Below are 13,438 nucleotides of genomic sequence, written 5' to 3'. Positions count from 1 at the left end.
ATCACAATGCTGAGTATTAAACAACGCGAAGAAAGGGATGCTCTGGTGGCGAAGCGCGAAGGGCTTCGTGAAGAACTGGCGTTCGCTGTAGAGCATAAAAAACCATGGCAGTGGGGAAGTGGGGAATCTGGCGAAGTACGCGCTGCCACCTGTGAAAAGCATGGTGACTATCAACGCATTTCCCTCACTGGAAAAGCCTATCGTGGCGTTGACAATGTTAAACATTCCCAGTGCCCGGAGTGTGTGAAAGCGGAGCTTATGGACATCGAATCCAGCCTGCGTGCATTACGTGTGGCCGACCTGCTGGACAATGCGGGGATCGCACGACGTTTCGATGCATGTGAATTCGATAACTATCAAGCTATCAATCAGGATGCTGCCAAAAATCTCGCGTCCTGTCAGCGTTACACAGACAGCTGGCCTGAGCGTCTGAAAGCCGGAACCGGGTTAGTCATGACCGGAAATTGCGGTACTGGTAAAAACCACCTGGCAGTTTCTATTGCGAAAAAAATCATTCGCGATCATCTCGCTAAAGTGGAAATCACCGACGTTATGCGCCTCACCCGGGCTGTGAAAAGCACGTGGCGCCACAATGCTGATGTGACCGAGGAAGATGTCATTGAGCGCTTTGCTTCACTGGATCTGCTGATTATCGACGAAGTGGGGGTTCAGTTCGGTAGCCCGACTGAAATGACCATCTTGCAGGAAATCATCAATGCCCGGTACGAAAGCATTTTGCCAACAATCCTGATCAGCAATCTCACCTTCGACCAGCTGAAAGAGACGATTGGTGAGCGAATTGTGGATAGGGTTACTGATGGTGGCCGCAACCGTCTGGCATTTGGCTGGGGAAGTTTCCGCGCTATCGCGTCAGGAGTTGTAGCATGACGCCTGTCTGGAAAAATGAAGATCTGGAAGGTGCGGTAATCGGCGCGATTTTTCTGCGTGGTGCCGACCCTGAGGTACTGGATATTCTCTCCAGAGTTCCGGCCAGCGCCTTCTCGGTACCACAGTATCGGGAAATCTACACTGGGATCTGCCGTCAGGCGCGAGGGGCCGGTGTTATCGACCCTGTATTGCTCTGCGAAAGCATGCCAAAGCACAGCGCAATCATTCTGGACTCAAGCCGTATCGCATGGGCTAAGTCGGCGCTTGTGTCCTACGTTTCGACGCTGGAGCGTAATGCAGCTGTTCGCGATGCCGAAGCTGTAATTGAAAGGGCGCTGGCAGATCTCCGGAGTGCTCACAATGGAGATGCGGCTTTATCGGCATTCAGGGCTGCACAGAACAGCATTGCCGCAATTTCTCTCGAAGAAAAGACTGTTCAGCCAGTTCATATCGACGACATTCTTCCTGCTGTAGTGGATCGGGTAGATGCACGCAACCGCGGGCTCGAAGAAGCCAGAAGCCTCATGACGGGTATTGAAGAGCTTGATGCAAAGACTGGCGGCATTGAACCAACAGACCTGGTGTTTATCGCTGCGCGGCCGTCGATGGGTAAAACAGAGCTGGCTCTGGATATCATCGACAAAGTTTCCGAGCAGGGCCGTGGTGTCCTGTTCTTCAGCATGGAAATGCCAAATATCCAGATCGGTGAGCGGATGGTATCCGCTGCCGGCGGCATGTCGGTTTCACGCCTGAAAAAGGCCGCTGATTTTGACGATGAAGACTGGGCCAGGCTGACCAATGGTGTAGAGCGCTTGACGGGCAGAAGTATCTGGATGGTTGATTCCACCGATCTGACGGTAGATCAGATTCAACAAATTGCGACCCGCTTACAACTGGCTCATCCGGAAATAGCGCTGGTGGTAGTGGACTACCTGGCGCTCATCAAAATTGAAAGCACTGCACGATATGACCTTGCCGTCGGTGAGGTGTCAAAAGGGCTTAAGCGCCTGGCTAAATCCAACAAAACGCCAGTTCTTGCTCTGAGCCAGCTTTCTCGTGGTGTCGAAACTCGGCCAAATAAACGGCCAATGAACTCCGATCTTAAAAACTCAGGTGAGATTGAGGCAGATGCTGATCTCATCATGATGCTTTACCGCGATGAAGTTTATAACCCTGAGTCGCCAGCAAAGGGGATAGCGGAAATTAACGTGACCAAACAGCGCAACGGTGAGCTGGGCACGATCTACCGTCGATTCTATAACGGGCACTTCCTCCCAATTGACCAGGAGTTAGCGAAGCAACGTTCGGCTCCACAGCAGAAAGCCCAGACCAGACGTTACTCAAAAGAAAGGCATTCCAGCAATGCAGACTATTAAAACCATCAAGGCAGCGGGGGCAACCGTATGAAACTGGAAGCATCACTCAAACATTTCAGCCCTCAGGGCATGCACATCAGCGACGACGTGAAAGGAACCTCTCCGGACCGCCTTACAGGAACAGATGTAATGGCGGCGATTGGCACCACCAGCAGCCGTGCACGCTTCGGCCTGGCGGCCTTCTTCGGTAAAGCGGGAATCAGCAAAACGGATGAACAGCTCGCAGTTCAGGCGCTGATGCGTTATGCGATGGACGTCGCGCCGAAAAATGTTCGTAAAGCAGCTGGTGGCCATTTCGGATGGTGCATGCAGATGCTGGCACAATTTGCCTTTGCCGAATACTCCCGTTCGGCGGCCACCAGCGTGACGTGTCACAGCTGCAGTGGTACCGGGTTTATCTCCGGGAATGAGGATGTGGTTAAACACCCTGGTATTTTCGACGCTGACGGTGCTGCAGTGGTGGCCCCGAAGATTAAAAATGAGCTGGTGAAAAGGGTTTGCGGAACATGCGGAGGAAAGAAATTGATCCTTGCCCGATGCAGGTGTGGCGGTAAAGGCGAAGTGTTGGACCGCAAAGCCTCTAAAGACCGCGGCGCACCGGTTTTCAAAACGTGTGAACGTTGCTCTGGCAATGGATTCTCTGCTATCTCCTCGGCGACGGTACACCGCGCCATTCTGAAGCGTCTCCCGGACCTCCATCAGTCCTCATGGTCACGCAACTGGAAACCCTTCTATGAAATGCTGGTGGACACTTTGCGCCAGGGTGAGCGTCATGCTGCTGCAGAATTCGAGAAGGCAACAACTTATTGATGTGATCGGAACAAATGGCGACATTTTTTTGCGCGTTAGGGTTGACTTTGCATAAAACTGTCCTGTATGCTTTCCATCGTGGGATATTACGCCTACACGACATCAAACCCGCCTCAGCGCGGGTTTTTTTATGCCTGCAATTCTTCGCGCCACGCTCGGCGCAATTCAACCACAGAGCCTTTCAGGGGTGAGCCATAGGGAACGGTCGGTGTGACTGTCTCTGTGGGCTGATCATTCCTGAGCGCTGGCTCACCCGCTAAAAGGAAAGTCACTATGTTCAACATCTTCAGAAAGAAAGCACGTAAAGCCGTTGTTGAAGTTAAAAAAATGGAAAACCGCGATGCGGTTGAGGCGACGGTATGGGGGGCTTACTCCATTGCGTATGCCGATGGTACCTGCGACGCGAAAGAAATCGCCACGCTGGAAAAAACCATTTCTGCGCTGCCAGCCTTCGCGCCGTTCGCCGGTGAGATCGCACAAATGAGCAGCAATATTCGTGCTCGTTACGAAGCTTCCCCGCGCTCTGCCAACGCTCAGGCTCTGCGCGAGCTGGCTGATGTTGCGGGTACAAATGACGCTGTTGATGTTCTTTGCCTGTGTCTCGATGTTGCTGACAACGACGGTATCGGTGAAGAAGAAGAGAAACAGCTGAAGAAAATCGCTCAGGCCCTGCAGCTTCCACTGGATCAGTACCTGTGATCGGAAAACTGCGCTGGGCAGCCGCCGGGATTTTGTTGTTCCTGGTGGTTGCTATCGACTTCACCAGCAAAATGATGTCCATCCTTGCTGATGGCGTGCTGGTGGCCGGAGTGATTGCGCTGCTCTGTCCGCTGATTAATTCCAGTAAATAACACTGTGCAAAAGGTCATCAAGATGGCCTTTGACAGAGTGATACATATCGCCGTTTCGACGGCATTTCTTTCCCCTCATATTGAGAGGATTCACAGCATTGAGGGGGACCGATGTCCGATCCAATTTCCGGCACGGGGTTAGCTGGTTTAACTTTGACCGGGGCGAGCGTCTACGGCTTATTGACCGGTACTGATTACGGTGTTGTTTTTGGCGCTTTCGCTGGCGCCGTATTCTACATTGCGACAGCCGCTGACCTGAGCGTGTTGCGTCGGCTGGCCTACTTCGTCGTGTCGTATATCGTCGGCATTCTTGGTTCTGGCCTGGTTGGATCTAAACTCGCATCCTGGACGGAATATAGCGATAAGCCGTTGGATGCCATCGGTGCCGTAATTGTCTCTGCGCTGGCCGTCCAAATCCTTACGTTTCTGAACAAACAGGATATCGGCTCGCTGGTGGCGCTGATAACGCGCCGGGGAGGTTCAGGTGGTACTAAATGATCCAACTGCAACATTAAACGCTCTGCTATGCGCCGGGGTGGTGATTACCCTGATGTTTTATCGCCGTGGTGATTCACGCCACCGTCCGTGGGTTTCACGTTTAGCCTGGCTGATTACGGTCACGTACAGTGCTGTGCCGCTGGCCTATCTGTGCGGCATTTATCCTCATTCCTCATGGGCCACTATTGCGGCCAACATTATTTTCCTTTCCGTGCTGGTGGCCGTCAGAGGCAACGTTGCGCGCCTGGTTGATCATCTGAGGCACTAATGAATCAAACACAATTTCAAAAGGCGGCTGGCATTAGCGCCGGGCTCGCTTCGCGCTGGTTTTCACATATCGATGGTGCCATGAAGGAATTCGGCATCACGGCACCGCTCGATCAGGCCATGTTCATCGCACAGATGGGGCATGAGTCCGGCGGGTATACCCGGTTGGTGGAAAGCCTGAACTATGCGGCGGAAAACCTCGTCCCCAACTTCGGAAGCCACCGCATTACCCAGCAGCAGGCCGCCGCACTCGGCAGAACGGCAGCACAACCGGCAAATCAGAAAGCGATAGCCAATCTGGTTTACGGCGGTGAGTGGGGCAAAAAGAATCTTGGCAACCAGGCTGCTGGTGATGGCTGGAAATATCGCGGTCGCGGCCTGAAGCAAATCACCGGGCTCAGTAATTACCGTAACTGTGGCCACGCGCTGAAGTTGGACCTTGTAACCCAGCCTGAATTGCTGGAACAGGATGAATATGCTGCTCGCTCAGCTGCATGGTTCTATGTCTCTCACGGCTGTCTGCTTCATTCCGGAGACGTGGAGCGCGTCACGCTGCTTATCAATGGCGGACGTAACGGCCTGGATAAACGCCGCGCGCTGTTTAACCTGGCGAAATCAGTGCTGGTGTGAGGTCACTATGGGATTTGAAACGGTAATTGGGATTGTTGCAGCAGTAATTGCTGCCATCGCCGGCGCTTTCGGCCTGGGACATATTCGCGGCTCAAGCAAAGCAGAAGCGAAAGCAGATCAGCAGCGCACCGAAGAGAACGCAGCGGCGACCGTTGCGGTGGCAGAACGTAAAGCTGAAGTCACTAAAGAGGCCAGTAATGCCCAGCAAACTGTTAATCACATGCCTGATAACGATGTTGATCGCGAGCTGCGCGAAAACTTCACCCGCCCCGGTAGTAGTTGATACGGGCTGCCTGTGGACTCGGATTATCTACCTGACTAATCACGACATCGACGTTCTTGACCGTCAGACGAAGAAAGACATCCTGGCGCATAACAAAGCGTGGCAGGCGAACTGCCAGAAAGAAACCAGAGCCTCGCAATAGCGGGGCTTTTTAATGCAACAAAGGTAAAGACGATGGATGAAGAGTATCGTAAAGACCTGCAACTGTGGTTTGGCCTGACATATGCGTCATTCTGCGTGATGCCACGAGTATTCATGGAGGCGATGTCACCAGAATGGCAAGAAAAAATGGCTGAGTTGCTTTTTGAGTATGATGACACGATTAAAACCAATGTCTGTGGCGTTCATAGTTGTTTTGTTACTGCCAAAGACAGCAATAACCGCTTTATGAAAATGCCAGACGATATTCTGAATTATCGTCATCCACGGCGTGAGTTTATCGAATCCTTCCTGAAGAAGTAGCCATTACAAAGCTCACCCGCTGGTGGGCTTGATAATGGTTATCTCCACCAGCGGATAAAACAATCCATATACCCACCAGAGGATAAGGACATGTGTAGTGCATCTTTAATTTTTTACTCATTGCCCACCGCGTTCCTTAGCTTGCTGGTGGTGTCAATTACCCTCAACGGCTGCATGCTCTGGGCCCGCCTCAAAAACAAATAGCCACTCTGCAATACATCTGCGCATCGCACGCGCACATCAAAGAAAGTCTTTCAGCTGTGAGCCTGGGCAAACCGTTAACTTTCGGCGGCTTTGCCGTGCGACAGGCTCACGCCTAAAAGGAAATACCTCATGAAATATTTATCGCTGCAGCAGGCGATGCTGGGTATGCGCGTAACAATGACCGACGACGGACTGATTCTCAAAAGTCCTGCAGGTAGCGCACACTACGACTTGAAAGGCCGCCGCCATACAGTTTGGGGGGATGCTTCTTTCTTCCCTGAACATCTGCGCGTGAAAGATAAGCGCAAACCGAAAGGTGGCCACGTCAGTTACGGTAATGGCGAAATCGTTGGTCATCGGGCTGATGGTTCTGTGGCCTGGCGAATGGGGAAGATCGAAGAACCTACAAAAACGCCTGATGCTGCATTAGGTGAGCTGTCGGCTGTTTACACTCTTCCGCGATACAAAATTGGTAGCGATATGAAGAGGCAGGAGCTGATTGCTAATGCTCTTGATGAAGCAAAGCAGAGGTCTAAGGAAGTATTTGGCGGATTTCCAGCAGATAAAACAGCGGTGGTTTTCTTGGCTGATCGCTGGGTAGCTATTGAAGGAGGCTATACGCCAGATGAAATTCGCGATGCTGTTGAACACATCAAGCACAGACGTCTGACGAAGGAATTTGGCAAGGCGCTTGCTGATTTATCCCCATTTACCATGAAGGGTGGACGGGTATTTATCAAGGATGCTTTCATTCAACCAGACACTGCCGTTAGCGCAAAAGTCGATACTGATACCGGCGGCCACATTAAGTACAACTGCAACATGCGTATCAATGTTGATGGAGCGGATAAAACAATTCGCGAAAAAGTTCATGCTGTAGTTTCCAGTTATCTTACCCCTGAGGCAACAGAGTACACCGAGGAGATGGTGGATGAATTAATGTCTCTCAAGGTGCCAGCCATTTGCGATGAGACAGTATTAGGCCGCCTTATTAGCGAAAAAATCGAACAGTATTTGCGGAAAGAAGTGCGTCCCGGCGGTTCTATTCACAATGCAATAAAGCGTTAAATGGCTGGAGGTTTTATGCAGGTCACTATTGATGGTGTCCCATACGCTCCAGCCAGTGTCGTTTCTTCACGGATCGGCATTGCCATTTCAACACATCAGCGCGCAGACGTTTTAAAACGTGCACTCGAGCAGCACATGAAGCATCTTCCCGCCGGCGCGCTGGTGGTGGTTGTAGATGATGGTTCAAAACCTGCAGCGGTAGTTCCCCACGGCGTGCAGCTGCTTCGCCATGAAACTTCACTCGGCATTGTTGCTTCGAAGAACGCCAGCCTGTCAGCCCTGATGGATGCCGGGTGCGAGCATCTTTTTCTGTGGGATGATGATGCCTGGCCCATCGCCGACAACTGGCATCTTCCCTACATCGAATCACCCGAGCCACACCTGGCTTACCAGTTTCTCGATCTGGCTGGTCGCAATAAGCTGAATGACCTTTCGGTGCTTTACCGTGACGATCAGCATGTGGCGTACACCGGACAGCGCGGCGTGATGCTGTATTACCACCGTAGCGCCATCGAGAGGGTGGGCGGATTCGATCCGGTTTATGGTCGCGGCATGTACGAACACAGCGACCTCGCCTTGCGCATCCATAACGCTGGACTGACTACGTGGGCTTACGCTGATGTCCTCGGTTCAGACAAGCTGATTCATTCCCTCGATGAGCATGAAGCAGTGGAGCGTTCAGTGCCGAAACCTGACCGTGTTGCGCTGGTGGAACGTAACGTGAAGATCCACAACGAACGACGCGATGCCGGGTATACCGGTTACGTTGAATACCGGAAGCAACTCGATGTGGTAATCACAACGTTGCTCACCAGTCAGCCGGACCCGCAACGGGGCACCAAACTGACGGCCTCCCCTGACATGCTGGCTAAATGGGCCGCATCACTCCGGCAGTGTGGACGTATCGCGCTGGTGGATGAACTGCAGACAGTCCCGGCAGATGTTGAACTTCATCGCGTCCCTGACGTGAAGATGAATGTCTATTTCCGGCGCTGGCTGCATATCTGGCAACACCTGCGCGATCACCCTGAATACCGGTTCGTCTGGTGTACCGATGGTACCGATGTCGAAATGCTTCGCTCGCCGTGGGAAGAAATGCAGCCCGGAAAGGTATATGTCGGTTCTGAACCGAAGACATACGCCGACACCTGGGCGAAACAGAATCATCCTGAGCGTATCTATCAGGAATTCATTGAAGCGCACCACGGCGATGTGATGCTTAACGCTGGTCTGCTGGGTGGCACCCGCGCTGATGTAATGGCGTTCGCTCACGGCATCATCCGTCTTTACTACCGGATCGAGAGTTATCGTTTCTGGAAGAAAGAACAGGCTGGCGCCGCGGTGGGTGACATGCTGGCGTTCGGTATTGTCGCGCAGTCATTCGCTGACAGGCTGGTCACCGGCCCTCTGGTACATACCGTTTTCAAAACTGATGGTATCGGTAAGGAGGCCGCATGGTGGAAACACAAGTGAAGTTTGTTGTGGTTGGCCATCACTCTCGCTTAGGGCATGCGCAACGGCTTGCTGCGATGCTGAATGCTCATGTGCTGATTGATGACGGTGACCATGGCGCGAACTGGAATCATCGACGCGCGCTTGAGTGGGCAGCAGAACAAACATGCCGGGTAATTGTTGTTGAAGATGATGCTCAGCCTTCAAGCAGTCTTACTGAGCAGGTGATTGGTCACTGGCTAAACCGCTTCCCTGATTCTCTGGTGAGTTTTTATCTCGGTACAGGCCGACCACCGCAGTATCAAATGCAGATAGCCGAGCGGCTGATTGTTGCTGATAAAACTCAGGCTGACTACATCACTCTGCCGCGACTGATACACGGGGTGTGCTATAGCGTACCTCCGCAACATATCAACCGCGTGCTGTCTCGATGGGATAACAGTAAGCCCGCTGATTATGCCGTGGGTGATGCCTGGGGCGGTGCAGTGGTCTATCCGTGTTACTCGCTGGTGGACCATGCAGACTTTGAATCAGTCGAGTGTCACCCTGACTCAGCACCACGAACAGAACGCCGCAGGGCGTGGAGATTGGCCTGATGCCTGCGTTAATACCGAGAGCATGCCGGAAGCGTGGCTGTCCTGGAACAACCACAGACCGATCTGGCTATTGTCACAAGCATCTTAACGAAGGCTGGCAGCAGCATCAGCGAGGACAGAGCAGGCACCAGCGCGGTTATGGCAGTAAGTGGGACAGGCTGCGCCCAATCGTACTCGACAGGGATAAACACCTCTGTCAGGAATGCCTGCGAAATGGAAGGTATACACCCGCTGAGACGGTGGACCACATCACCGCCAAAGCAAATGGGGGGACCGATGACCTGTCCAACCTTGAAAGCCTCTGCAAGCCCTGCCACAGGGCGAAAACAGCTGTCGAAAGACTCAAATGACATCAATTCTCATTTGAATCGACCGAGGGGGAGGGCGGGTTGAAAGTTCAGGAACGACGCGCCAAAGGACCGCCGCCTAACCTCTTTTCACATCGCCGCAGGTTAGAAAACTTTTTTATGGGGTCCCCCATTCGATGATTAATAGGAGTTTTCGATTATGTCTGGACCACCGAAAACCCCGACCCATCTACGTTTGGTGAGGGGTAACCCATCAAAACGCCCGATCAACGAAAACGAACCAAAGCCCGCTGCTGGGGTACCCCCAACGCCGAAGTATTTCGACAAGCAGGGTAAATACTGGTTCAGGCGTATGGCTGAAGAGCTCGATGCGCTTGGCGTCATGTCGCAGCTTGACGCGAGAGCGCTTGAGCTTCTGGTTGAGGTTTACACCGAGTACCGGCATCACTGCGATACGCTGGAGAGAGAAGGCTACACCTACGCCGTTTATAGCGACGAAGAGCCAGACGAAGGCAAAGAGCGAGAGATTCGCATGATCAAGGCTCACCCGGCCGCCATCATGAAAGCTGATGCCTGGAAACGTCTGCGCGCCATGCTCGGTGAGTTCGGCATGACGCCAGCCAGCCGCTCTAAAGTGAATGCAAAAGGTCCTGATGCGGTTGACCCGCTGGCCGAGTTTATGAAAGCGAGGGATTAATGGCTAAGGTTGCAGAAGGCATCCGCTACGCCGAGAGGGTCGTGGCGGGGGAAATAATTGCCTGTGAGTTTGTGCGCCTTGCCTGTCAGCGTTTTCTTGACGATCTGGCACACGGCGAAGAGCGCGGAATTTTCTTTAGTGAGCCGCGCGCGCAGCACATCCTGAATTTCTATAAGTTTGTGCCTCACGTAAAGGGCGCGCTGGCAGGCCAGCCTATTGAGCTGATGGACTGGCATGTTTTCATCCTGATTAATATTTTTGGTTTTGTTATCCCGCTGGTTAACGAAGAAACGGGAGAAACCGTCCTGCGTAACGACGGCAGCGGTCGTCCGGTGATGGTTCGGCGCTTCCGTACTGCAGATGTTGAGGTGGCCCGTAAAAATGCCAAATCAACACTTTGCTCAGGCGTTGGGCTGTATATGGCTGGGGCCGACGGCGAGGGCGGTGCGGAGGTTTATTCCGCCGCTACCACCCGTGACCAGGCGAGAATTGTTTTTGAAGATGCGAAGAATATGGTCAAGAAGGCGAAAGCCACTCTTGGGCGGCTCTTCGAATTCAACAAGCTCGCTATCTACCAGGAGCAAACGGCCTCCAAATTCGAGCCATTATCATCAGATGCGAACAACCTCGACGGCCTGAACATCCACTGCGCCATTGTCGACGAGCTGCATGCACATAAAACCCGTGATGTATGGGACGTTCTGGAGACGGCAACTGGCGCGCGCCTGCAGTCGTTGCTTTTCGGTATCACCACCGCCGGCTTTAACAAAGAGGGTATCTGCTACGAACTGCGTGATTACGCCATCAAGGTTCTGCGTGGGCTGGTAAAAGACGATACGTTTTTTGCCATCATCTACACATTAGATGAAGGTGACGACCCCTTTGATGAAAAAGTCTGGCAGAAGGCGAATCCGGGGCTGGGTATCTGTAAGCGCTGGGATGATCTGCGCCGCCTGGCTAAAAAGGCGAAAGAGCAGGTTTCGGCCAGGATTAACTTTTTCACCAAGCACATGAATATCTGGGTTACGGCTGAGTCTGCCTGGATGGACATGATGAAATGGGAGAAATGCGAGTTTATCGCTCCGCAGCACGAACTTAAAACCTATCCCTCCTGGGTGGGCGTAGACCTTTCAAACAAAATTGATATCTGTGCGGCCGCCAAAGTATGGCGCGCGCCAGGTGGACACGTTCATGCGGATTTCAAATTCTGGCTGCCGGAGGGACGCCTTGAGAAATGTTCACGCCAGATGGCAGAGCTTTATCGTAAGTGGGCTGAGCTGGACAAACTGATCCTTACCGACGGGGATGTAATCGACCATGCTCAGATTAAGGAAGAGCTGCAACAGTGGGTTGCTGGTGAGAGTCTGAAAGAAATTGGCTTCGACCCGTGGAGTGCCACGCAGTTCAGCCTCGCGCTGGCAGAAGAAGGGTTGCCGCTGGTGGAAGTGCCGCAGACGGTTCGCAATTTCTCTGAGGCGATGAAAGAGGTCGAAGCACTGGTATACGGTGGCCGCTTCCATCACAGCGATCACCCGGTAATGAACTGGATGATGTCAAACGTAACCGTCAAACCTGACCGGAACGAGAACATTTTCCCGAACAAGTCCACACCAGAGGCCAAGATTGATGGCCCGGCGGCATTGTTCACAGCAATGAGCCGCGTTCTGGTTAACGGTGGCAACGACCAGCAGGATCTCTCCGGATTCTTCAATAATCCCATCATGGTAGGTTTCTGATGAAAAAAAACAAACAGCCAGGCAGGGTGAAAAGCGCTCTGCTTAACTGGCTCGGTGTGCCTATCAGCCTGACTACCGGCACGTTCTGGGAGGAATGGTTTGGCACCAGCAGCAGCGGGAAGGTGGTAACAGCCGATAAAGCCATCCAGCTATCGGCTGTGTGGGCATGCGTAAGACTGTTGAGCGAGTCTATTTCAACCCTTCCGCTGAAAATATACATACGACAGCCTGACGGTTCACGAAAAGTAGCAACCGACCATCCGGCCTATTCGATACTGTGCCGCCGACCCAATTCAGAAATGACACCATCCCGCTTTATGCTGATGGTGGTCGCCAGTATCTGCCTGCGCGGGAATGCCTTCATTGAGAAGAAATTCATCGCGAATCGCCTGGTTTCCCTGGTGCCTTTGCTGCCGCAGAACATGGTGGTTAAACGTCTTACTACCGGGGCGCTGGAATACAAATACACTGAAAATGGCAACGAGCGCGTTATTCCGGTCAAAAACATCATGCACATTCGCGGGTTCGGTCTGGATGGCGTTTGCGGCATGATGCCGATGAAGACAGGCCGGGATGTGATCGGTTCAGCAATGGCGGTTGAAGAGTCCGCGGCGAAGATATTCGAACAGGGCCTGCAGAGTTCAGGATTCCTCTCTTCTGATAAAGCTCTGGATGACACCCAACGTGAAAAACTTCGCGGTTACATGGCGGCGTTTACCGGTTCGAAAAATGCCGGGAAGATCATGGTGCTTGAGGGTGGCTTAACGTACCAGGGCGTGACCATGAACCCGGAAGATGCTCAGATGCTCGAAAGCCGCGCATTTAGCATTGAGGAAATCTGCCGCTGGTTTCGCGTGCCGCCTTTCATGGTTGGCCACACCACAAAACAAAGCAGCTGGGCATCAAGCCTGGAAGGTATGAACCTGCAGTTTCTGACTCATACACTTCGACCGCTGCTGGTGAATATTGAGCAGGAAATTGGCCGGTGCTTACTCGACAGCGATGACGAAGTGTTTGCGGAATTCTCCGTTGAAGGTCTACTGAGAGCCGATAGTGCCGGTCGCGCGGCATACTATACCAGCGCGCTTCAAAATGGCTGGATGTCCCGTAATGACGTTCGTCGTCTTGAGAACATGCCGCCGATTGAAGGGGGCGACATTTACACTGTTCAGCTCAACCTGACGCAACTGAAAAATCTCGAAAGCAGCAACCCTGCTGTTCAGGCCCTTGCCCTGCGAGAGCTGCATAACCACGTATTCCCTGACATTTCCTTTGAACAATCTCCGCTGAAACAGGCCGCTTAGGAGCACTT

General features: G+C 52.8%; 17 protein-coding genes and 1 pseudogene. All 18 read left to right on the top strand.

Features of this window, described 5'->3' with window-relative positions; genetic code table 11:
- Positions 1-6: 6 nt before the first annotated feature.
- The gene (locus tag HV242_RS17780) at positions 7-888 is read left to right on the top strand and encodes an ATP-binding protein (RefSeq protein ID WP_181616829.1); all 882 of its coding nucleotides are present in this window, start codon (positions 7-9) and stop codon (positions 886-888) included.
- Positions 885-2,264 carry a replicative DNA helicase gene (locus HV242_RS17775; RefSeq protein ID WP_181616828.1) on the top strand — a complete coding sequence of 460 codons (1,380 nt, stop codon included), beginning with the start codon at positions 885-887 and terminating at the stop codon, positions 2,262-2,264. The genes HV242_RS17780 and HV242_RS17775 overlap by 4 nt, the downstream gene beginning before the upstream one ends.
- 27 nt (positions 2,265-2,291) lie before the next feature.
- Complete coding sequence (locus HV242_RS17770) at positions 2,292-3,074, top strand: antitermination protein (protein ID WP_181616827.1); 783 nt, start codon at positions 2,292-2,294, stop codon at positions 3,072-3,074.
- 273 nt (positions 3,075-3,347) lie between these two features.
- Entirely contained in the window at positions 3,348-3,773 is a 426-nt protein-coding gene (locus HV242_RS17765; protein WP_181616826.1) for a tellurite resistance TerB family protein, read from the top strand.
- A complete protein-coding gene (locus HV242_RS17760; RefSeq protein ID WP_181616825.1) occupies positions 3,770-3,925 on the top strand; it encodes a DUF3927 family protein in 156 nt (51 codons plus the stop codon). Before HV242_RS17765 ends, HV242_RS17760 begins: the two co-directional genes overlap by 4 nt.
- A gap of 111 nt (positions 3,926-4,036) precedes the next feature.
- Positions 4,037-4,423, top strand: a complete 387-nt coding sequence (locus HV242_RS17755; protein WP_096152268.1) for a phage holin family protein — start codon at positions 4,037-4,039, stop codon at positions 4,421-4,423.
- Complete coding sequence (locus HV242_RS17750) at positions 4,410-4,691, top strand: phage holin family protein (protein ID WP_116363844.1); 282 nt, start codon at positions 4,410-4,412, stop codon at positions 4,689-4,691. The genes HV242_RS17755 and HV242_RS17750 overlap by 14 nt, the downstream gene beginning before the upstream one ends.
- Positions 4,691-5,320: a glycoside hydrolase family 19 protein gene (locus HV242_RS17745; RefSeq protein ID WP_181616824.1), complete on the top strand. Its 630-nt coding sequence runs from the start codon at positions 4,691-4,693 to the stop codon at positions 5,318-5,320. The genes HV242_RS17750 and HV242_RS17745 overlap by 1 nt, the downstream gene beginning before the upstream one ends.
- Before the next feature lie 7 nt (positions 5,321-5,327).
- Positions 5,328-5,603: a hypothetical protein gene (locus tag HV242_RS17740; protein ID WP_181616823.1), complete on the top strand. Its 276-nt coding sequence runs from the start codon at positions 5,328-5,330 to the stop codon at positions 5,601-5,603.
- Complete coding sequence (locus HV242_RS24330) at positions 5,554-5,745, top strand: hypothetical protein (RefSeq protein ID WP_249417851.1); 192 nt, start codon at positions 5,554-5,556, stop codon at positions 5,743-5,745. The genes HV242_RS17740 and HV242_RS24330 overlap by 50 nt, the downstream gene beginning before the upstream one ends.
- A gap of 32 nt (positions 5,746-5,777) precedes the next feature.
- Positions 5,778-6,065 (top strand): hypothetical protein, encoded by a 288-nt coding sequence (locus tag HV242_RS17735; RefSeq protein ID WP_181616936.1) that lies wholly within the window; start codon positions 5,778-5,780, stop codon positions 6,063-6,065.
- 333 nt (positions 6,066-6,398) lie between these two features.
- A complete protein-coding gene (locus tag HV242_RS17730) occupies positions 6,399-7,337 on the top strand; it encodes a hypothetical protein (RefSeq protein ID WP_181616822.1) in 939 nt (312 codons plus the stop codon).
- A gap of 15 nt (positions 7,338-7,352) precedes the next feature.
- On the top strand, positions 7,353-8,810 hold the full coding sequence (locus HV242_RS17725; protein WP_181616821.1) for a glycosyltransferase family 2 protein: 1,458 nt from the start codon (positions 7,353-7,355) through the stop codon (positions 8,808-8,810).
- Positions 8,792-9,473: pseudogene (locus tag HV242_RS17720) on the top strand (hypothetical protein). Before HV242_RS17725 ends, HV242_RS17720 begins: the two are co-directional and overlap by 19 nt.
- A complete protein-coding gene (locus HV242_RS17715; protein WP_181616819.1) occupies positions 9,385-9,735 on the top strand; it encodes an HNH endonuclease in 351 nt (116 codons plus the stop codon). The pseudogene HV242_RS17720 and the gene HV242_RS17715 overlap by 89 nt, the downstream one beginning before the upstream one ends.
- Positions 9,736-9,892: 157 nt before the next feature.
- The gene (locus tag HV242_RS17710; protein WP_181616818.1) at positions 9,893-10,390 is read left to right on the top strand and encodes a phage terminase small subunit P27 family; all 498 of its coding nucleotides are present in this window, start codon (positions 9,893-9,895) and stop codon (positions 10,388-10,390) included.
- A complete protein-coding gene (locus tag HV242_RS17705) occupies positions 10,390-12,126 on the top strand; it encodes a terminase large subunit (protein ID WP_063624116.1) in 1,737 nt (578 codons plus the stop codon). The genes HV242_RS17710 and HV242_RS17705 overlap by 1 nt, the downstream gene beginning before the upstream one ends.
- A complete protein-coding gene (locus tag HV242_RS17700) occupies positions 12,126-13,430 on the top strand; it encodes a phage portal protein (RefSeq protein WP_181616817.1) in 1,305 nt (434 codons plus the stop codon). The genes HV242_RS17705 and HV242_RS17700 overlap by 1 nt, the downstream gene beginning before the upstream one ends.
- Positions 13,431-13,438 lie beyond the last annotated feature (8 nt).

This window comes from Enterobacter sp. RHBSTW-00593, assembly GCF_013784105.1.
GTDB lineage: Bacteria > Pseudomonadota > Gammaproteobacteria > Enterobacterales > Enterobacteriaceae > Enterobacter > Enterobacter ludwigii.
This window is presented reverse-complemented; position numbering and strand designations above follow the sequence as displayed.